General features: G+C 58.7%; 20 protein-coding genes. 15 read left to right on the top strand and 5 right to left on the bottom strand.

Annotated features, from left to right (window positions below; translation table 11 throughout):
- Positions 1-32: 32 nt before the first annotated feature.
- The 3 genes from BMX55_RS09200 to purE are packed head-to-tail and all read right to left on the bottom strand — an operon-like array spanning position 33 to position 2,694.
- Entirely contained in the window at positions 33-1,019 is a 987-nt protein-coding gene (locus BMX55_RS09200; RefSeq protein ID WP_091456373.1) for an L-threonylcarbamoyladenylate synthase, read from the bottom strand.
- 11 nt (positions 1,020-1,030) lie between these two features.
- Positions 1,031-2,200, bottom strand: a complete 1,170-nt coding sequence (locus BMX55_RS09195) for a 5-(carboxyamino)imidazole ribonucleotide synthase (protein WP_091456369.1) — start codon at positions 2,198-2,200, stop codon at positions 1,031-1,033.
- The gene (purE, locus tag BMX55_RS09190; RefSeq protein WP_091456366.1) at positions 2,197-2,694 is read right to left on the bottom strand and encodes a 5-(carboxyamino)imidazole ribonucleotide mutase; all 498 of its coding nucleotides are present in this window, start codon (positions 2,692-2,694) and stop codon (positions 2,197-2,199) included. The genes BMX55_RS09195 and purE overlap by 4 nt, the downstream gene beginning before the upstream one ends.
- A gap of 94 nt (positions 2,695-2,788) precedes the next feature.
- Between purE and BMX55_RS09185 the strand changes: the two genes are divergently transcribed.
- Entirely contained in the window at positions 2,789-3,754 is a 966-nt protein-coding gene (locus BMX55_RS09185) for a tetratricopeptide repeat protein (RefSeq protein WP_091456364.1), read from the top strand.
- A gap of 33 nt (positions 3,755-3,787) precedes the next feature.
- On the opposite strand, the gene BMX55_RS09180 is transcribed toward BMX55_RS09185, so the two are convergent.
- Positions 3,788-4,708, bottom strand: a complete 921-nt coding sequence (locus tag BMX55_RS09180; RefSeq protein ID WP_091456361.1) for a phosphoribosylaminoimidazolesuccinocarboxamide synthase — start codon at positions 4,706-4,708, stop codon at positions 3,788-3,790.
- 311 nt (positions 4,709-5,019) lie between these two features.
- On the opposite strand from BMX55_RS09180, the gene hpf reads away from it, so the two are divergent.
- The 3 genes from hpf (at position 5,020) to hprK (ending at position 6,869) form a co-directional block, all read left to right on the top strand.
- Entirely contained in the window at positions 5,020-5,352 is a 333-nt protein-coding gene (gene hpf / locus BMX55_RS09175) for a ribosome hibernation-promoting factor, HPF/YfiA family (RefSeq protein ID WP_091456357.1), read from the top strand.
- A gap of 79 nt (positions 5,353-5,431) precedes the next feature.
- Positions 5,432-5,899 (top strand): PTS sugar transporter subunit IIA, encoded by a 468-nt coding sequence (locus tag BMX55_RS09170; RefSeq protein WP_091456765.1) that lies wholly within the window; start codon positions 5,432-5,434, stop codon positions 5,897-5,899.
- Between the two features lie 19 nt (positions 5,900-5,918).
- On the top strand, positions 5,919-6,869 hold the full coding sequence (gene hprK, locus BMX55_RS09165) for an HPr(Ser) kinase/phosphatase (protein ID WP_091456353.1): 951 nt from the start codon (positions 5,919-5,921) through the stop codon (positions 6,867-6,869).
- Between the two features lie 16 nt (positions 6,870-6,885).
- Here hprK and fur read toward each other — a convergent pair whose 3' ends face one another.
- Positions 6,886-7,332 carry a ferric iron uptake transcriptional regulator gene (gene fur / locus BMX55_RS09160; protein WP_091456351.1) on the bottom strand — a complete coding sequence of 149 codons (447 nt, stop codon included), beginning with the start codon at positions 7,330-7,332 and terminating at the stop codon, positions 6,886-6,888.
- 105 nt (positions 7,333-7,437) lie between these two features.
- Here fur and BMX55_RS09155 point away from each other — a divergent pair, with 105 nt between their 5' ends.
- The 11 genes from BMX55_RS09155 (at position 7,438) to gshB (ending at position 20,138) form a co-directional block, all read left to right on the top strand.
- The gene (locus tag BMX55_RS09155) at positions 7,438-7,989 is read left to right on the top strand and encodes an outer membrane protein assembly factor BamE (protein ID WP_091456348.1); all 552 of its coding nucleotides are present in this window, start codon (positions 7,438-7,440) and stop codon (positions 7,987-7,989) included.
- A gap of 72 nt (positions 7,990-8,061) precedes the next feature.
- Complete coding sequence (gene dapB / locus BMX55_RS09150) at positions 8,062-8,892, top strand: 4-hydroxy-tetrahydrodipicolinate reductase (RefSeq protein WP_091456345.1); 831 nt, start codon at positions 8,062-8,064, stop codon at positions 8,890-8,892.
- Positions 8,893-8,905: 13 nt separating this feature from the next.
- The gene (locus tag BMX55_RS09145; RefSeq protein ID WP_091456341.1) at positions 8,906-9,661 is read left to right on the top strand and encodes a MotA/TolQ/ExbB proton channel family protein; all 756 of its coding nucleotides are present in this window, start codon (positions 8,906-8,908) and stop codon (positions 9,659-9,661) included.
- A 24-nt stretch (positions 9,662-9,685) separates the two neighbouring features.
- A complete protein-coding gene (locus BMX55_RS09140) occupies positions 9,686-10,117 on the top strand; it encodes an ExbD/TolR family protein (protein WP_091456338.1) in 432 nt (143 codons plus the stop codon).
- 92 nt (positions 10,118-10,209) lie between these two features.
- On the top strand, positions 10,210-12,894 hold the full coding sequence (gene leuS, locus BMX55_RS09135) for a leucine--tRNA ligase (protein ID WP_091456335.1): 2,685 nt from the start codon (positions 10,210-10,212) through the stop codon (positions 12,892-12,894).
- 3 nt (positions 12,895-12,897) lie between these two features.
- On the top strand, positions 12,898-13,434 hold the full coding sequence (locus BMX55_RS09130; RefSeq protein ID WP_091456333.1) for an LPS-assembly lipoprotein LptE: 537 nt from the start codon (positions 12,898-12,900) through the stop codon (positions 13,432-13,434).
- A gap of 14 nt (positions 13,435-13,448) precedes the next feature.
- Positions 13,449-14,504, top strand: a complete 1,056-nt coding sequence (gene holA / locus BMX55_RS09125) for a DNA polymerase III subunit delta (RefSeq protein WP_091456329.1) — start codon at positions 13,449-13,451, stop codon at positions 14,502-14,504.
- A 38-nt stretch (positions 14,505-14,542) separates the two neighbouring features.
- Positions 14,543-15,823: a glutamate-5-semialdehyde dehydrogenase gene (locus BMX55_RS09120; protein ID WP_091456761.1), complete on the top strand. Its 1,281-nt coding sequence runs from the start codon at positions 14,543-14,545 to the stop codon at positions 15,821-15,823.
- 52 nt (positions 15,824-15,875) lie between these two features.
- Complete coding sequence (gene gshA / locus BMX55_RS09115) at positions 15,876-17,171, top strand: glutamate--cysteine ligase (protein ID WP_091456326.1); 1,296 nt, start codon at positions 15,876-15,878, stop codon at positions 17,169-17,171.
- Between the two features lie 132 nt (positions 17,172-17,303).
- The gene (locus tag BMX55_RS09110) at positions 17,304-19,172 is read left to right on the top strand and encodes a potassium transporter Kup (protein WP_091456324.1); all 1,869 of its coding nucleotides are present in this window, start codon (positions 17,304-17,306) and stop codon (positions 19,170-19,172) included.
- A 9-nt stretch (positions 19,173-19,181) separates the two neighbouring features.
- On the top strand, positions 19,182-20,138 hold the full coding sequence (gshB, locus tag BMX55_RS09105; protein ID WP_091456322.1) for a glutathione synthase: 957 nt from the start codon (positions 19,182-19,184) through the stop codon (positions 20,136-20,138).
- Positions 20,139-20,607 lie beyond the last annotated feature (469 nt).

Raw genomic sequence — 20,607 nt, 5'->3', positions numbered from 1 at the left:
GTAGATAGTCGGTCAGTGTAGCGATAGCGGGTTTAGGCGGCAGCGCGTTGCAGGCGGTCGCGCACGCCTTCCCAGTCTGGGGTGTCGGGGGGGGTCTCAATCCAGATCAGGCGGACACCGGCATCGTCTAGGCTGCGCAAGGTGGCAAACAGTTCTTGTGCGGCAGCGGCGGGATCGTGGGGCATGTGGCGCAGCAGCACGGCGCTGGAGGCGCTGCGCATGGGGGCGCGTGCATACACCGCGAGGTGCGTAGCATCGGCACCCAGCACCTCCAACCCCGCTTGCAAGGCTTGGGCATCCATCAAGCGTACCTTGGCCTGGGGTGCGTAATGGCTGACCAGCGTGCCTGAGGCACGTGGCGTGTGTTCGGGCAAATCTTCTTTGGACAGCGGTGGCACGCCACAGGCGGCGGCAATTTGCGCACGGCTGATGGCACCGGGGCGCAGCAACACCGGCACGCCACGGGTGCAGTCGATGATGGTGGACTCGATGCCCACGGCACAGGGGCCACCATCCAAAACCAGCAGTTCTGCGCCCAGCTCCTCTTGCACATGCTGCGCCGTGGTCGGGCTGACGCGGCCAAAGCGGTTGGCGCTGGGTGCCGCTACGCCCCAAACACCCAAAGTTGCGGCAGCGCGTAACACGGCTTGGGCGACTGGGTGCGCTGGGCAACGCATGCCGACACTGTCTTGGCCGCCCGTGGCCGCAGCAGCCACACCGGGCAGGCGCGGCAAAATCAAGGTGAGGGGGCCGGGCCAAAAGGCATCGACCAGCGCTTGCGCAAAGGCGGGAACCTCGCGGGCAAAATGGGCAATGCCCGCCGCATCGGCCACATGGACGATCAGTGGGTGGTCTGCTGGGCGGCCCTTGGCGGCAAAAATTTTCGCCACGGCGGCGTCGTTGCTGGCATCGGCAGCCAAGCCATAAACGGTTTCGGTGGGCAGGCCCAGCAGCGCGCCGCTGCGCAGGGCCTGTGCAGCGGTGGCGATGGAGTCGGGCAGTGCGCCGTCCAAAATCATGGCGCTGGCACTCAGAACGCGGCAATGCCCAGCAGCGCTGCGGCTTGCAGGGCCGTAGCGCGGGCGGCATCAGCGGTGGGGGCCGTGATGTTGAGGTGGCCCATCTTGCGCCCATGCTTGGCTACGGTTTTGCCATACAGGTGCAGGTGCGTGCCGGGCAAGGCCAATACGGCATCCCACGGTGGGGTTTGTGCGGTATCACCGTGGGCAAACCATAAATCACCCAGCAAATTGAGCATCACGGCGGCGCTGTGCTGGCGTGGCTGTACCAGTGGCAAGCCCGCTAAAGTGCGCACTTGCAACTCAAATTGCGAGACATCGCAGGCATTTTGGCTGTAGTGACCGCTGTTGTGTGGGCGTGGCGCGATCTCGTTGACCACCAAGCTGCCATCATCGAGCACAAAAAACTCTACGCACAGCACGCCTACATAGTCCAGCCCTTGGGCAACCGATTGCGCTGCCGCCACGGCCTGCGCTGCCAAGGCCACAGGCACATTGCCTTCATAGACTTCGGTCACAGCCAAAATGCCGTTGCGGTGCAGGTTGCGCTGCACTGGCAGATTCACCACCGTGCCATCAGCCCCACGCGCCACAATCACTGAGCATTCCAGCGCCAGCGGCAGCATTTTTTCGAGTACGCAAGGCACTTGCTCTAAAGTTTGCCAAGCCGTGGCTAGTTCAGCGGCGGTTTGTACGCGTTGCTGGCCCTTGCCGTCATAACCCAAGCGGGCGGTTTTGAGGATGCCCGGCAGCAAGCCCGCATCGACGCCAGCCAGTTGCTCGGCAGTTTCGATCACGGCATAGGGTGCGCAAGGCACACCACAGCCCACAAAATGCGACTTCTCTTGAGCGCGGTCTTGCGCTACCGCCACAGCACGGGCGGCAGGGGCCACAAAGCACTGCCCGGCCAGTGCTGCCAATGAGACAGCGGGCACGTTTTCAAACTCGGTGGTGATGGCATCACTGACTTCGGCCAGTTGCGCCAAGCCTTCGGGGTCTTGGTAGCCGGTTTGGATATGCTGGTGGCTCACCAAGCCCGCCGGGCTGGTCGGGTCTTCATCGAGCACTGTCGTAAAGTAACCCATCGCCTGCGCCGCATGCACAAACATACGCCCCAGCTGACCACCACCCAGAACCCCCAGCGTTGCGCCGGGCAAAAGAGGAGCTGCAAGCTGCTTCATGATGCTACGGGCGGTAAGGCCATGTTGCGGGCTACTTCGGTTTGGGCAGCACGGAACGCCTCCAGTTTGGCACGCAACTCTGGGTTTTCATTGGCCAGCAGCGCCACCGCAAACAGCGCCGCATTGGCAGCACCAGCCACGCCAATGGCAAAGGTAGCTACCGGAATACCCTTGGGCATTTGCACAATGCTGTGCAAAGAATCGACCCCTTGCAGATGCTTGCTGGCTACCGGCACGCCCAGCACCGGCACCGTGGTTTTGGCGGCAATCATGCCCGGCAGGTGGGCGGCACCCCCGGCACCGGCAATGATGGCTTTGAGGCCCCGGTTGGTGGCGGCCTCGGCATAGGCAAACATATCGTCGGGCATACGATGGGCCGAAACCACACGCGCCTCGTGGGCGATGCCAAACTGCTGGAGAATCTCGACTGCGTGCTGCATGGTGTCCCAGTCGCTGCTGGAGCCCATGACGACGCCGATCTGAATGGTGGTCATAGTGTGTGGAGGCGGTGCACCATGATGGCGGCTGCCGCAGAATGTGAACCCGTGATTTTACTTTTTGCCACCCCCTTGTGGGAACCACAGCACCATGATCGACATTACCCTAGAAAATTTTGAAGCCGAAGTTCTCCTGCCCTCTATGCAGGCACCGGTGCTGCTGGACATCTGGGCACCTTGGTGCGGCCCGTGTAAGCAGCTGGGGCCCGTGCTAGAGCAGCTAGAGACGGACTATGCCGGGCGTTTTATCCTCGCCAAACTCGATGCCGACAAGGTGCCGCAAATTGCCGGACAGCTATCGCAAATGTTTGGTGTGCGCAGTATTCCATTTTGTGTGCTGTTCCACGAAGGCCAGCCGGTCGATGGTTTTGTAGGTGCCCTAGCCGCAGCCGAGGTGCGCGAGTTTCTGGATCGTCACTTGGCTGCTGCCAAACCGGTGCAGGCCGATGCCGCACCAGCCCTAGAGCCGCAGCTACCCGAGGAGGATGTGCAAGATGCCCAGCATCGTTTGGCCGATGCCTTGGCTGCCGACCCCGGCAACGACGATCTGCGCTTTGATTACGTCAAGGGGCTGATCGGCTCTGGCCAACTCAATGAGGCTGCTGCTGCCTTGGCCCCAGCGATGGCCCAGATTCCGGTAGAACTGCGTTTTGACGCCCTGAACCAGTGGCTCAATGCACTGGAGTTTGTGGCCAATGACCCGCGTGGCCGCTGGCCGCTGGCACAGTTTGATGAGCTGCTGGCCGACAACCGGCGCGATTTTGCTACCCGCTTTGCCAAAAGCCGCCTGCTGATTGCCCAAGGAGAATGGCCGCTGGCACTGGAGGAGCTGCTCGAAATCATCCAGCGCGATAAAAAATGGGACGACGAAGCACCGCGCAAAACCTATGTGGCCCTGCTAGAGCTGATGACGCCACCGCGCCCCAAGCCCAGCACGGACGCTTCGGGCAAAGCGGCCCCCGGTATTGCGTTGGCGGGCAAAACTGCCCAGCCAGAAGACCCACAGGCCGCCTTGGTGTCGGCCTACCGGCGCAAACTCAGCATGGCCCTGAACTAAAGCGTAGCACCCGGCCACGCCGGGTGGCTTGCTTTAGGCGCGCAGGCGCTCCAGCGCCTCGCGGTACTTGGCCGCTGTTTTTTCAATCACCTCTTGCGGCAGGCGTGGGGCGGGCGCTGTTTTGTTCCAAGGTTGGCCATCCACTTGGGCTTGCTCTAGCCAGTCACGCACAAATTGTTTGTCGTAGCTGGGTGGGTTTTGGCCTGCGGCCAAGGCGGCCTCATAGCCTTCCACCGGCCAGTAGCGTGAGCTGTCGGGGGTCAGTACCTCGTCCATCAGTACCAAGGTGCCATCGGGGGTCAGGCCAAACTCAAACTTGGTGTCGGCAATGATCATGCCCTTGGTCAGGGCAATCTCGGCAGCCTCTTGGTACAGGCGGATGGCCGTGTCGCGGATTTGTGCCGCCAGCTTCTCGCCCACCATCTCTACCGTGCGCTCGTAGGTGATGTTCTCGTCATGGTCACCCATCTCGGCTTTGGCCGCTGGGGTGTAGATCGGGGCGGGCAACTTGGCGGCATTGCTCAAGCCCGCTGGCAGTGGCACGCCGCACACCGATTGCGATTCTTGGTATTCCTTCCAGCCGCTGCCCGCCAAGTAGCCACGCACTACGGCCTCAATCAGCACGGGTTGCAGGCGCTGCACCAGCATGGAGCGCCCTTGCACTTGCGGCACTTCTTCGGGTGTGACTACGGACTCGGGTGCTTGGCCGGTCAGGTGGTTCGGGCAGACATGGCCCAGTTGCTCAAACCAAAACAGCGCCATCTGCGTCAGCAGCTCGCCTTTGCCGGGAATGGGCTCGCCCATGATGACGTCAAAGGCGGAAAGACGGTCGGAGGCCACCATCAGGATGCGGTCGTCGCCCACGGCGTAGTTGTCGCGCACCTTGCCGCGTGCCAGCAAGGGCAGCGAGGTCAATGCGGAGGTGTGCAGGGCAGAGGGGCTGGACTGGGTCATGGTGTTGGGGGAGTGAAAAACAGGGGGCCTCGGAGGGCGCAATGCAGCCCGGCACAACGTGGCCAGCTGCAAGAGCGATTTTAGGCCGCTGGCGCTGGCATGGGTGTTTGTAACAAAACCGAACATTGTGCAGGTTTTTGTGTCGATGGCGACAAGGGGTTTTCACTCCCCGTTGTTATGCAGCAGATGCGTTGCTTTTCTGGCAGCGCACGGGCATAGTCGGTCTGCGTTGACAGATAAATTTCTCGGTTGCAGCGGTGGCTTGTGCAGTGCCTGAGCCACTTTTTCTATGACGAACGGCAGGAGACGGTATGAATTTGACGATCAGCGGTCACCATCTGGATGTAACGCCCTCTTTGCGTGCTTATGTGCAGTCCAAGCTCGAGCGCATCACGCGCCATTTCGATCAGGTGGTGGGATTTAAGGTGCTCTTGTCGGTAGAAAAGCAAAAGGAAAAAGAAAAGCGCCAGCGTGCCGAGTGCAACATCCACGTCAAGGGCAGCGATTTGTTTGCTGAATCTTCACACCAAGACCTGTACGCTGCCGTGGATGATTTGATAGACAAGCTCGATCGCCAAGTGGTACGGTACAAAAACCGCTTGCAAAACCACCATTCTGACCCGCGTTCCCGTCCTGGGGCCTGATGCTAGTGCGCAAGAATGTGTTTGTCGGTAGGGTGGCGGTCAAAGGTTGTATAACCGGGTGCATAATCTGCGCCAAACCATGAACCGACTTTCCTCCATCCTGCCTGCCGCGCAAGTCCTTGTGGGCGTTGACGCCACCAGCAAAAAGCGCGCCTTTGAAGAAGCTGGGTTGTTGTTTGAAAGCCTGCACGGCCTCTCGCGTGCGCTCATCACCGACAGCCTGTTTGCCCGCGAGCGTTTGGGTTCCACTGGCCTGGGCCATGGTGTGGCTATTCCGCATGGCCGCATCAAGGGACTCAAATCGCCCATGGCGGCGGTGTTTCAGTTGGCACACCCGATTGGCTTTGATGCCCCCGATGAGCAGCCCGTGGGCTTGCTCATTTTTCTGCTTGTGCCTGAGGCCGCTACGCAAAAGCACCTTGAAATCTTGTCAGAAATTGCCGAGTTACTCAGTGACGGCGGTTTGCGCGAGACCATCAAGGCCTGTACCGATGCTGTCCAGTTGCACAGCCTGATTGCCCGTTGGCAATCGACCCAGGTGGCCTGATTTGCTCGGAGGCTGCGCTGTGAAACACAACGTCGTCAGCGCCGATGCCCTGTTTGAGGAGTTTCGCACGCTGCTCAAGTGGGAGTGGGTGGCCGGGCTGGGCGCTTCAGAGCGCCATTTTGATGAGCTGGCCGTGCGCTCGGCGCGCTCAGGGGCTGATTTAGTCGGTTACCTCAACTATATTCACCCCTACCGGGTGCAGCTGCTGGGCGAGCGCGAAGTAGCCTACTTAACCAACGCTACTGCTGAAGATTGCAAGCGCCGCATTGCCCGCATTGTCACGTTAGAGCCGCCGGTGCTTATTTTGGCCGATGGTCAAGGCCCGCCTGAGGGCTTGTTGCAAATGTGCGAGCGTGCGCAAATTCCGATGTTTGCCACGCACGAGTCGTCGGCCTTCGTCATTGATGTGCTGCGGGCTTACCTGTCCAAATACTTTGCCGACCGCACTACGGTGCATGGCGTGTTCATGGACATTTTGGGCTTGGGCGTGCTCATCACTGGCGAGTCGGGCTTGGGCAAAAGCGAGCTGGGGCTAGAGTTGATCTCGCGCGGCAACGGCTTGGTGGCCGATGATGCCGTCGATCTGTACCGCATCAACCAAACCACCATTGAGGGGCGTTGCCCAGAGTTGCTGCAAAACCTCTTAGAGGTGCGCGGTATTGGCCTGCTCGATATCCGTGCTATTTTTGGCGAGACGGCTGTGCGCCGCAAAATGCGTTTGCGTCTGATTGTGCATTTGGTGCGCAAAGAGACGATGGAGCGCGATTACGAGCGCATGCCCTACGAACCACTCACGCAAGACGTGTTGGGCGTGCCTGTGCTTAAGGTCATCATCCAAGTGGTGGCGGGGCGCAATATTGCCGTGCTGGTAGAGGCCGCAGTGCGCAACACCATCCTCAACCTGCGCGGCATTGACACTTACCAAGAGTTTGTTGAGCGCCACCGCCGGGCAATGGACCAAGGCTCATAACAGCGCGTGCTGTGCTCTAGCACTGCTCGCATTGCTCACAGGCGGCCCGCTGCGCCCCGCATTGGGCGCATTCACCATACAAGGCCATTGCGTGGTCATGCACCACCCAGCCTTTGCTTTTGGCTACGGCGTGTTGGCGCCTTTCAATTTCGGCGTCATAAAACTCTTCTACTTTGCCGCATTGGGTGCAAACAAAATGGTCGTGGTGTTGGCCTTGGTCTAGCTCATACACCGCCTTGCCACTTTCAAAGTTGCTGCGCATCAGCAGCCCAGCCTGTTCAAACTGCGTCAGCACGCGGTACACGGTAGCCAGCCCTACGTCCGAGCGCTCTTCTAACAGCACCCGAAACACGTCTTCTGCGGTCATGTGGCGCTGCGTACCCTTTTGGAAAATTTCTAAAATTTTCAGGCGGGGCAAAGTGGCTTTGAGTCCGGTGCTTTTGAGTTCGTCGATATTTGTCATCACAAGGCAGAGTGGGGAGAGGTTTTTCGGCGGCTAAGAATGCTAGAAGCCTATGGGCCACCGCTACAATGAATCTTGATCCATCATAGCCCTATGCTTTTGTCCATGCCCACCCAAGTCCATTGCAGTGCCCGTTTGGGGCTTATCCTGTTGTGCGGGGCCAGCTTGGCCGCCTGTGGCAGCTTTGATGGCACCAAAGAGCGCCTTTCTGGCGTGGTGACGCCCTATCGAATCGATGTGGTGCAGGGCAACTTTGTCTCGCGTGAGCAGGTGCAGGCATTGCAAGCGGGTATGGGCCGCCAGCAGGTGCGTGATATTCTGGGCACACCGCTGGTGACCAGCTTGTTCCATGCCGACCGCTGGGATTACGTTTTTACCCTGCGCCGCCCCGGTGTGGAGGCGCAAACACGCAAGCTCACGGTATTTTTTAAAGACGATAGCCTGCTGCGTTTTGAGGGCGATGAGATGCCCTCCGAGAGCGAATTTGTGGCTACTTTGGGCAGTCGTAAAAAAGCCCGTGAGGTGCCAGTGCTAGAGGCTACGCCAGCGCAGTTGGCACGCTACCCCGCCCACACCAAAGACACTGCGTCAATGTCGCCGCCTTCTCCTGCACCTGTAAGCACCAGCTATCCGCCGTTGGAGTCGCCTGAGCGCTAAAGCGTTGGCTTTGTTTCGGCACCATTGCCCGTTGTGCTATTGCCTGCTGTGTTTTTCCCGTAATCCAGAACAATGACTACCTCTCTTTCCCCTCGTTCCGCTACTTTTCGCGTGGCCGTTGCTGGTGCCAGTGGCCGCATGGGCCGTATGCTGATTGAAGCTATCAGCGCCAGCGATGACTGTGTGCTCACTGGCGCACTCGATATTGCCGCCAGCCCCAGCGTCGGCTCAGATGCCACGGCCTTTCTCGGCCATGCCAGTGGTGTGCCGATCACTGCCGATATCCGCGCCGGGCTGCAAAATGCTGATGCTCTGATCGACTTTACCCGTCCTGAGGGCACTTTGGCCCATTTGCGCGTTTGTGCTGAGTTGGGCGTGAAAGCCGTAGTGGGCACCACTGGCTTTACTGAAGAGCAAAAGGCCGAAATCGCTGCTCTGTCTGAGCAGACCGCCATCATGTTGGCACCCAACATGAGCGTGGGTGTCAATGTCACGCTCAAGCTGCTAGAAATGGCCGCCAAGGCGCTAGCCACCGGTTACGACATCGAAATCATTGAGGCCCATCACCGTCACAAGGTGGATGCCCCGTCGGGCACAGCCCTCAAAATGGGCGAGGTGGTGGCTAAAGCCATAGGTCGTGACCTCAAAGACTGCGCCGTTTATGCCCGCGAAGGCGTGACTGGCGAGCGCGATCCCTCCAGCATTGGTTTTGCCACTATCCGTGGCGGCGACATTGTGGGCGACCACACGGTGCTGTTTGCCGGTACCGGCGAGCGCATTGAGATCACGCACAAGTCGTCTAGCCGTACCACCTATGCCCAAGGCAGCTTGCGCGCCGTACGTTTCTTGCAAGACCAGCAGCGTGGCTTGTTCGATATGTTCGACGTGCTTGGCCTGAACTAAGCGCCTGTTGCCCATGGATGCGCTGTACTGGTTACACCAAGGCGATGCCGTTACCCAAGCGACGGCAGTGGTGCTTCTGGCCATGTCGGTGGCCAGTTGGGTGGTGATTGTTTGGAAAAGTTGGCTGATGCAGCGTGCGCAGCGGGATGTGGCACGCGGTGTGGCCGCCTTCTGGCAGGCCCCTAGTTGGCCAGTGGCCCGCCAGCAGATTGCCACCCTAGACCGTGAAGCCTTGGTATTGCCTTTGGTAGAAGCTGCTGATGCCTTGGCCCAGCCGCCCGATGGCAGTATTACCTTGGCCCAAGCAGGCAGTGCCAGTCAGCAGCTCACCCGTGTGCTGCGCGATGCCCTGCACCGGGTGTTGGGCAAATTGCAATGGGGCCAAGTATTGCTGGCCACTATTGGTTCTACAGCGCCGTTTGTTGGTTTATTAGGCACGGTCTGGGGCATTTACCATGCACTCACGGCCATTGCCAGTGCAGGCCAAATCAGCATTGACCGGGTGGCTGGCCCCGTGGGTGAAGCGCTGGTCATGACGGCTGCCGGGCTGGCAGTGGCCATTCCAGCTGTATTGGCCTACAACATCTTCGGCCGTCTGCTGGGGCGCATCGAAGCCGACTTAGAAGGCTTTGCCCGCGACCTGCGCGAGTTGGTGGTCGATGCCTCTCCAACCACCCCAGTCAAACCCACCACGAAACCAGCATTCATGCCCAGGTCGGCACCGGCACCAGTGCCTGTTGCACCTGCGCCTACCCCAGCGTCCCAGTGAGCTTGCCCCTAGGAGCATCCCATCATGGCCTTTGGTCGCATTGATCGCCATAGCGCACCCCAGCCGATCAGCGACATCAACATGACGCCGCTGATCGATGTCATGCTGGTGCTGGTGGTTATTTTCATTCTCACTGCGCCCTTGTTGGCTAGCAGTATCCGGCTCGATTTGCCCCGCACTGAGGGGGCTACTCCAGCAGCTACCCCCCAGTCGGTGACGGTCGTGCTGAACAAGGCCGGCCAAGTGTTTGTGGACGAGCAGCCCTTGGCAGCGGCCGCCTTGGCTGAAAAGTTGCGCACCATCGCGGCAACGCAGCCCGATACCGAAGTGCAATTGCGTGCTGATACCGCCGTGCCCTATGGCCGCGTGGTGGAGGTCATGGGGCAGGCCCACCAAGCGGGCCTGCGGCGCATTGGTTTTGTGGCCGAGCCTGCCGCGCAGTCTGCACAGCCCTGAAATCTTGGGCGCTGCCATGCCAGCGCCTAAAATCCCTGCCAGCGCAGCGCCCAGCCGCTGCATCCAACGGTTTTCCCTGATTTCTCCTCCCCATGCAAGACAAATACCAACACACTGAGGTCGAAAGCGCTGCGCAGGCCCATTGGACGGCCCACGATGCTTATCGCGTCACCGAAGATCAGAACAAAAAGAAGTTCTACGCTTGCTCCATGCTGCCCTACCCCAGCGGCAAGCTGCACATGGGCCATGTGCGCAACTACACCATTAACGACATGCTCACGCGCCAGTTGCGCATGAGCGGCTACAACGTACTCATGCCGATGGGCTGGGATGCCTTTGGCCTGCCTGCCGAGAATGCAGCCCTGAAAAACGGCGTGCCCCCAGCGCAATGGACGTACGACAACATTGCTTACATGAAAAAGCAGATGCAGGCGATGGGGCTGGCTATCGACTGGAGCCGTGAAGTAGCCACCTGCGATCCCGACTATTACCGCTGGAACCAATGGCTGTTCCTGAAGATGCTCGAAAAAGGCATTGCCTACCGCAAGACCCAGGTGGTCAACTGGGATCCAGTCGATCAAACCGTGCTGGCCAATGAGCAAGTGATTGATGGCCGGGGTTGGCGCACCGGCGCACTGGTAGAAAAGCGCGAGATTCCGGGCTACTACCTCAAGATCACCGACTACGCCCCAGAATTGCTCGATTTCGTCACCGGCGACAAGCTCCCCGGCTGGCCTGAGCGCGTCAAGCTGATGCAAGAAAACTGGATCGGCAAGTCCGAAGGCGTGCGCTTTGCTTTCCCGCACGACATCCGAGGCAACGATGGCGCGTTGATTGGCGATGGCAAACTCTATGTGTTTACCACCCGCGCCGACACCATCATGGGCGTCACTTTCTGCGCCGTGGCCCCTGAGCACCCGCTGGCTGCCCACGCAGCCCAAGGCAACCCCGCGTTGGCTGCCTTTATCGAAGAATGCAAGCACGGCGGTACCACCGAGGCCGAACTGGCCACGCAAGAAAAAAAGGGCATGGCTACCGGGTTGACCGTGATCCACCCCCTGACCGAAGAGCCTGTGCCCGTGTGGGTAGGCAACTATGTGCTGATGGGTTATGGCGATGGTGCCGTGATGGGCGTCCCAGCCCACGACGAGCGCGACTTTGCCTTTGCCCTGAAGTACCAGCTAGAAATTTTGCAAGTAGTGCAGGTGGATGGCGAAGCCGATTTCGATTTTGAACGTTGGCAAGATTGGTATGGCGATAAGGAGCATGGCGTTACCGTCAACTCCGATAGCTTCAGCGGCCTGTCTTACAAAGAAGCAGTGAACGCAGTAGCCCATGCACTCGACAAACTGGGCTTGGGCGAGAAAAAAACCACTTGGCGTCTGCGCGACTGGGGCGTGAGCCGCCAGCGTTACTGGGGTACACCTATCCCCATCATCCACTGTGCCGAGCATGGTGCCGTGCCGGTGCCAGAAAAAGACCTGCCAGTGGTGTTGCCGCAAGATTGCATCCCCGATGGCTCGGGCAATCCGCTGCACAAGCACGAAGGTTTCCATGCCGGTGTGACCTGCCCGGTGTGCGGCCAACCTGCCCGCCGCGAAACCGACACCATGGACACCTTTGTCGATAGCTCGTGGTACTTCATGCGCTATTGCGATCCCAAAAACAGCGAAAAAATGGTCGCTGAAGGCGCAGACTACTGGATGCCGATGGACCAGTACATCGGTGGTATTGAACACGCCATCCTGCACCTGTTGTACGCCCGTTTCTGGACGAAGGTAATGCGTGATTTGGGTCTGGTCAAGGTCGATGAGCCTTTCACTAAGCTGCTCACCCAAGGCATGGTGCTCAACCACATCTACAGCCGCCGCACTGACAAGGGCGCCAAAGAGTATTTCTGGCCGCACGATGTAGAGCATATCCTTGATGATGCGGGCAAGGTGGTAGGGGCCAAGCTCAAAAACGCTGTGGGTGATTTGCCCGTGGGCACGCCGATTGACTACGAGGGCGTGGGCACCATGTCCAAGTCCAAAAACAACGGCATTGATCCGCAAGAGCTGATCGAAAAATACGGCGCTGACACCGCACGCCTGTACACCATGTTCACGGCACCGCCCGAGGCTACGCTAGAGTGGAACGACGCCGCCGTCGAAGGCAGCTACCGCTTCTTGCGCCGTGTCTGGAACTTTGGCGTCAAGCTGTCCACCTTAGACAAGGTTGCAGCCGATGCCAGCGTGGTGGGGGCTACCAGCCTGAAAGATGTGGAGTTTGGCAAAGAAGCCAAGGCGCTGCGCTTAGAAATCCACACCGTGCTCAAGCAGGTAGATTACGACTACCAGCGCATGCAGTACAACACCGTGGTCTCTGGCACCATGAAGATGATTAACGCGCTGGAAGACTTCAAGGCAATGGATTGCCCCGGTGCCCAAGTCGCGCTGATCGAAGGCTTTGGTATCTTGCTGCGCTGCCTGTATCCAGCCACACCGCACATCAGTCATGCGCTGTGGTCGCAACTGGGTTATGCCGCCCACTTGGGCGATTTGCTTGATGCGCCTTGGCCGCAGGTGGATGCGCAGGCGCTGGTGCAAGACGAAATTGAGCTGATGCTGCAAATCAATGGCAAGCTGCGCGGCTCTATTCTGGTGCCTGCCCAGGCCGACAAGGCACAGATTGAAGCGGCGGCACTGGCCCACGAAGCCTTTCTCAAGCAGGCCAATGGTGCTGCCGCCAAGAAGGTGATTGTGGTGCCGGGCCGTTTGGTCAACGTGGTGGTTTAAAGCATGGCGCACCCTGCTCCTGCCGTTGCGGGCCACTGGTCTCGGCGGGCTTGGCTGGCCCTGCTGCCCGCTTCGCTGGCGCTATCGGCCTGTGGCTTTCGGCTGCGGGGCGTGCCGCAGTTTGCTTTTCAGTCCATGTATATCGCTGCGCCCACCACGTCGCCGCTGGCGCGGGAGTTGCAGCGCACCCTAGAGGGTTCTACCACCGCTTTGCAAGTCTGGCGCGAACCAGCCCAACTGCCCCAAGCCCAAGTGGTCTTTGAGCTGTTGCAGGAGCAAAACGAGCGCAGTGTGGTCGGCCTGAATGCTTCGGGCCAAGTGCGCGAGCTGCAATTGCGCTTGCGCATCAAGTTCCGCCTGCGCACGCAAAAAGGCGAGGAGCTGCTAGAGCCGACCGAGCTGCTACAAACGCGCGACATCAGCTACAGCGAAACCATCGCTTTGGCCAAAGAGGCCGAAGAGGCCCTGCTGTACCGCAATATGCAGACCGATCTGGTGCAGCAATTGCTGCGCCGCTTGGCCGCAGTGCGCTTGCCGTAACACGCCACAGCGTCATGCACCTTGCCCCGAACCAACTGGCCGCCCAGCTGCACAAAGGCTTGCGCTCGCTTTACACCCTGCATGGCGACGAGCCTTTGCTCCAGCAAGAAGCCGCCGATGCCATCCGGGCAGCGGCGCGGGTGCAGGGCTATACCGAGCGCAGCACCTTTACTGTCGCCGGTGCCCATTTTGATTGGAGCGCGGTGCTGGCGGCAGGTGGTAGCCTGAGTCTGTTTGCCGACAAGCAAATCATCGAAATTCGCATCCCTTCGGGCAAACCCGGCAAAGAAGGCAGTGTGGCTCTGCAACAGTTGGCCGAGGTCGCCTCTGGCAACGAGAGCACCCTCACGCTCGTTTTGCTACCCCGGCTAGACAAAGCCACCAAAACCGGCGCTTGGTTTGCCGCGCTAGAGAGCCACGGCGTTACGGTGCAGATTGACCCGGTAGAGCGTGCCGCCCTGCCGCAATGGATTGCCCAGCGCTTGGCTGCCCAAGGCCAGCAGGTAGTGGCTGGTGAGGAAGGCCAGCGCACCTTATCTTTCTTTGCGGATCGGGTGGAGGGCAATTTGCTGGCCGCGCACCAAGAAATCCAAAAACTTGCCCTCCTTTATCCCCTAGGAGAGCTGCATTGGGAGCAGGTGGAGGCAGCGGTGCTCAATGTGGCCCGCTACGATGTCTTCAAGCTGTCAGAGGCAGTGCTGTCGGGCCAATTGCTGCGCGTGCAGCGCATGCTCGATGGCCTAGAAGCCGAGGGCGAGGCGGCGGTGCTGGTGCATTGGGCGCTGGCCGAGGATATTCGTGCGCTCAAGCGCATCAAAGATGCCACCCAAGCGGGCAAACCCTTGCCCGTGGCCCTGCGCGAAAACCGTATTTGGGGCGCGAAAGAGCGCCTGTTTGAACGCATTTTGCCCCGTGCCACCGATGCTGCACTGGCGCGGCTGTTGCAGTCGGCGCACAAGGTCGATGGCATCGTCAAGGGCCTGCCGGTACCCGATTGGCCGCAAGCGCCTTGGCAGGCTTTGCAGCGGCTGGCCTTGCAGTTGGGCAAGTTGGCGCTGGCAGCACGTTGACGCCCACGGTGGGCGTGGTTCTGCCAGAATCTGTGTCCATGAACGCCCTTTCTGTCACTGAAATCATGCAGACCCTCGGTCTGCAAGCCAAAACCGCCTCGGCACTGATGGCTAAGGCCCCTGCCGCCGTTAAAAATAAGGCATTGTTGGTGCTGGCACGCCTGCTGCGCGAGCAGACCGACGCCTTGCAGACCGACAACGCCCGCGATCTGGAGCGTGCCCGCGCTGCCGGGTTGGCCGAGCCGATGGTCGATCGCCTCAAGCTGACGCCCAAGGTGCTAGAAACCTGTGCCCAAGGCTGCGAGCAATTGGCCGCTATGCCCGACGTGATTGGTGAAATTCTGGGCATGAAACAGCAGCCCAGCGGCATCCGTGTCGGCCAAATGCGCGTGCCGATTGGCGTGTTCGGCATGATTTACGAGAGCCGCCCCAACGTCACCATTGAGGCTGCCAGCCTGAGCATCAAGAGCGGCAACGCCTGCATCTTGCGCGGTGGCTCCGAGGCCATTGACTCCAACAAGGCGTTGGCCCGTTTGGTGGTGCAGGCCCTGCAAGAGGCCGGTTTGCCCGAATATGCCGTGCAATTGGTGCACACCACGGATCGCGAGGCCGTAGGCCAACTCATCACCATGCCGCAGTATGTCGATGTCATCATCCCACGCGGCGGCAAAGGCTTGATTGAACGCATCAGCCGCGATGCCAAGGTGCCCGTAATTAAGCACTTGGATGGCAATTGCCACACCTATGTCGATGACAGCGCCGACTTGGCGATGGCCCTGCGCGTGGTTGAGAACGCCAAAACGCAAAAATACAGCCCCTGCAATGCCACGGAGAGTCTGTTGGTGGCGCGCAGTGTGGCAGCGCAGTTTCTGCCGCAGATTGGTGTCGTGTTTGCTTCCAAAGGGGTGGAAATGCGGGGCTGCCCCGAATCTTTGGCGCTGTTGCGCGGCGTAGAGGGTGCCCAGTTGCTCCCCGCCACCGAGCAAGACTGGAGCGAAGAATACTTAGGCCCTATCATCAGCATCAAGGTGGTGGCAGGCGTCGATGAGGCCATTGCCCATATCAACCAGTATTCCAGCCACCACACCGAGGCCATCCTCACCACTAACCATGTCCACGCCCAGCGCTTCCTGCGCGAGGTCGATTCCAGCAGTGTCATGGTCAACGCCAGCACCCGCTTTGCCGATGGTTTTGAATATGGGCTGGGCGCTGAAATTGGCATCAGCACCGACAAATTCCACGCCCGTGGCCCGGTGGGCATCGAGGGCCTGACCTCGCTCAAGTACATTGTGCTGGGCGAGGGCGAAGTGCGCAGCTAAAGCGGCAGCCAACTCCCTACAATGGTGCGCAACTGTCTTACAAGGGCAACCTATGGTTCCGCACCTCATTACTGCCCTCACCGGGCCTATCAACGAACTCGAACAGCGCATCATTGATTCGATGCCTGCCACTGAGCGCTGGTTCCGCCTAGAGTGGATGGAGCACACTCCACCCTTTTACACCTCGGTCGATATCCGTAATGCCGGGTTCAAGCTGGCACCCGTCGATACCAACTTGTTTCCGGCTGGGTGGAACCACCTCACCCCCGAAATGCTGCCGTTGGCCGTGCAGGCGGCCATGGCCGCGATTGAAAAAATCTGCCCCGAAGCACGCAACCTGCTCATCATTCCTGAGAACCACACGCGCCACAGTGGTTACCTCAGCAGTCTGGCCCAATTGCGGCGCATCTTCAATATGGCTGGGCTCAATGTGCGTATCGGCTCTATCAGCCCCGACGTCAACCAGCCTTTGGTGCTCGATTTGCCCCACGGCGAGTCCATCACCCTAGAGCCGGTATTGCGTGATCGTGGCCGCATTGGGCTGAAAAATTTCGATCCGTGCACCATCTTGCTTAACAACGATCTTTCTGCTGGTGTACCGGGTATCCTTGAAGACCTGTACGGCCAACATTTGTTGCCCCCCCTGCACGCTGGCTGGTGTACGCGGCGCAAAAGTAAATACTTTCGCAGCTACGAAGAAGTCACCAAACGCTTTGGCAAGTTGCTCGGAATCGATCATTGGCTTATCAATCCGTTGTTTGGTCAATGCGGTGATGTCAACTTTGCCACCAGCGCTGGCATGGAGTCTCTACAAACCCAAGTTGATACCCTGCTGGGCAAAATCCGGCGCAAGTACAAAGAGTACGGCATCCACGAAAAGCCTTTTGTCGTGGTCAAGGCCGACAACGGCAGCCACGGCCTAGGCGTCATCACTGTGCGCGATGCCAAAGAGCTAGTCGCCCTAGAGCCAAAAACGCTGGCTTCCATGACGATCAGCAAAGATGGTCAAACGGTGCATAACGCACTGATTCAGGAAGGCGTGCTCACCCAAGAGCGCGTCCATGAGGCGGTGGCCGAGCCGGTGGTCTATATGGTCGACCGTTATGTTGTCGGGGGCTTCTACCGCATCCATGCCGATCGTGCCAGCGATGAAAACCTCAATGCCCCCGGCGCTGATTTTGTGCCCTTGGCGTTTCATCACAGCACGCAACTGCCTCAGCCCGGCGCTCGCCCCGGAGCCAGTGCGCCCAATCGTTTCTATATGTATGGTGTCGTGGCCCGGTTGGCGATGTTAGCCGCCAGCTACGAGTTAGAAGCCACTGACCCCAACGCCGAAATCTACGACTAAAGTACGCCGTGGCGTGCAGACAACGCCGCCCGGTTTTCTGCTGGCAAATCACACCGCCCAGCGCACAATTGCAGACTCTTATTCAACGGGTAAGCCATGCCCGACATGGGTGCAACTCTGAGACCATTTCCTGTGCAAAACTCCAAATCTTCCCTTGGTGCGCTGATGCTGGGTGCCATCGGTGTCGTTTATGGCGACATCGGTACCAGCGTGCTGTATTCGGTCAAAGAGGTTTTTGGCTCCGGCCATGTCCCCTTCACCCCCGATAACGTGCATGGCATCTTGTCCATCTTCTTCTGGACACTCACGGTCATTGTCTCCTTGAAGTACGTCAGTTTGGTGCTGCGCGCCGACAACCACGGTGAGGGCGGCCTCGTGGCTATGCTGGCGCTGGCCTCACAAACCGTTAAAGACCAGCCCCGCTTGCGCCAAGTGCTCTTGCTTGTAGGCATTTTTGGCACCTGCCTGTTCTATGGTGATGGTGTCATCACCCCGGCCATCACCGTGCTAGGGGCGATGGAAGGGCTAGAAGTCATCTCTCCCACCTTCAAAAAAGCGGTTGTGCCACTGACCTTGGTCATCCTGCTGCTGCTGTTCAGTGTGCAAAAGCGCGGCAGTGCGAGCATCGGGCGCTTCTTTGGCCCCGTGATGGTGGCATGGTTTGTCGTCATTTCTGCCTTGGGCATTTACCATATCGTGGGCAATCCAGGTATTTTGTGGGCCATCAGTCCGCACTACGCAGTTGCGTTCATGTGGGCGCAGCCCGGTGTCACCTTCATCATCTTGGGTGCTGTGGTGCTGTGCGTCACTGGGGGCGAAGCCCTGTACGCCGATATGGGCCACTTTGGTCGTCGCCCTATCCGCATGACTTGGTTCACCATCGTCATGCCTGCGCTCACCCTCAATTACTTTGGTCAAGGTGCCTTGTTGCTCAAAGAGCCTGAAGCCGTCAAAAATCCGTTCTTCATGATGGCTCCCGAATGGGCATTGCTACCGCTGGTGCTGCTGGCCACGATGGCTGCTGTCATTGCCTCACAGGCCTTGATCTCTGGCGCTTTTAGCGTCACCAAGCAGGTGATTCAACTGGGCTACCTGCCCCGTTTGCGCGTGTTGCATACCAGTGTCCAGGAGTCTGGGCAAATTTACCTGCCCTTCGTCAACTGGGGCCTGTTTGTACTGATTGTGCTGGCCGTAGGCATGTTCAAATCCTCCAGCGCGCTCGCATCGGCCTATGGCATTGCTGTCACCACCGACATGCTCATCACTACCGTGCTGACCTTCTTTGTCATTCGCAATGCTTGGCACCTGCCTTTGTGGTTGTGCGTGGGAGCTACGGCCTTCTTTTTTACGGTAGATTTTGCCTTCTGGGCTTCTAACCTGCTCAAACTGTTCGATGGTGGCTGGTTCCCGTTGGTTATTGCCGGTGCTATTTTTATCGTTATGCAAACTTGGAAAGATGGCCGTCGTCTGTTGCACGAAGCAATGCAAAGCGATGCCATCGCCCTGCCCGATTTTCTGGGGGCGGTGTTTGTCAATCCTCCCGTGCGGGTGGCAGGTACCGCCGTCTTCCTCACCGCAGACCCCAACACCGTGCCCAACGCCTTACTGCACAACCTCAAACACAACAAGGTGCTACACGCGCAAAACTTGTTTGTCACCGTGCGCCACCATGAAGTGCCTTGGGTCGCCACGCAAGAGCGGGTCGAGATGTCCGCTTTGGGCAACAACTGTTGGCAAGTGGTCATCCACTATGGGTTTATGGACAACCCGAACGTGCCGCTGGCCTTGGAGCAACTCGGTGCCTTGGGTTGCACCCTTGAGCCCATGACCACCAGCTACTTCCTCTCACGTGATACCGTCATTTCTACCTCTGGTAGTGGCATGGTGGCTTGGCGCGAGAAGCTGTTTGCCCAGATGCACCACAACGCCAGTGGTGCCGCCGACTTCCTACACCTGCCCAGCAATGCCGTGGTCGAATTAGGTTCCAAGATTGCTATTTAGGTTCATCCGATGAAAATCCTCTTTGTTGCCGATCCGCTGGAGTCCTTTGTCACCTACAAAGACACCACCTTTGCCATGATGCGCGAAGCCCAGCGCCGTGGTCACTACATTGCAGCCTGCGAGCCTCGGCACATCCGCTGGTTGCGTGGTCAGTCAGTGCAAGCCCCAGTGCGTGACATCACCCTCACCGGTCAAGCACAAGATTGGTTCAGCGTGCAGCAAGATCGCACTGCTGCCTTGGCAGATTTCGACGCCGTGCTGATGCGCAAAGACCCGCCCTTCGATAGCGAGTATTTCTACGCCACCCACCTGCTAGAACAGGCCGAGCGCGAAGGTGCCCGTGTCTTCAATAAGCCCCAAGCGCTGCGTAACCACCCAGAAAAGCTGGCCATCCTAGAGTTTCCGCAATTCATCGGCCCCACGCTGGTCACACGTAACGCCGATGACGTGCGCCAGTTCCACACCGAACACCAAGACATCATCCTCAAACCCCTCGATGGCATGGGTGGTATGGGTATCTTCCGTGTTGGGCCAGACGGCATGAATCTGGGCAGCATCATCGAAACCCTCAACCAGGATGGTGCGCAAACTGTGATGGTGCAAAAGTTCTTGCCCGCCATTGCCCAAGGCGATAAGCGGGTGCTGGTGATTGGTGGCAAGCCCGTACCTTTCTGCCTGGCGCGTATTCCACAAGGTGGCGAGGTGCGCGGCAATCTGGCCGCTGGGGGCAAGGGCGTAGCCCAGCCCCTGTCTGCGCGGGATTGGGAGATCGCCAACACCTTGGCCCCCATTTTGTACAGCCGGGGCTTGTTGCTGGCGGGCATTGACGTCATTGGTGACTGCGTGACTGAGATCAACGTCACCAGCCCCACCTGCTTCCAAGAAATTCAGCAGCAAACAGGCTGTGATGTACCTGCACTCTTTGTTGATGCACTAGAACAAGCGCTGTTGCCCGAAACCTCGTAACTGCTATAAAACATACTATTTATGTTGGAATTAATTCGGCGCTAGAATTCGCCCCTTGCTGTTGATGTTGCTCCTTCTTTTTAAAGATAGATCACTGTCAGTAGTAACTTGGTTTTATGTAGTTTGAGTAGTGTTTGCAAAGATTTTCAAAATTTTCTTGCAAGTGCTGCAAAAACCGGTGTATAATTCAAGGCTTCGCTGCTCGGTGATGTTGCTTCTAAATAGAAGTTGTGTTGTTGGGTAGCGGTAAGAATTTCAGATTGTTGGTTGATGTTAAATCCCCTACAGTTTGACAGGAGATAAAAAGTCCTGTTATAATTCAAGGCTTCGCTGATCGTAGCGAGCTAGACAGAAAAAGACTTCGGTTTAATCTGTTGGAACTTTAAAAATATACAGCCGATAAGCGTGGGCGTTTGAATATGCGATTGCCAAGTTCTTTGGAACTAGTGCTTGCACTACAAACGCTCAT

Origin of the sequence: Giesbergeria anulus, from assembly GCF_900111115.1 — a bacterium.
GTDB lineage: Bacteria > Pseudomonadota > Gammaproteobacteria > Burkholderiales > Burkholderiaceae_C > Simplicispira > Simplicispira anulus.
Note: the sequence above shows the minus strand (reverse complement) of the source record. Positions and strands in the feature narration are given on the sequence as shown.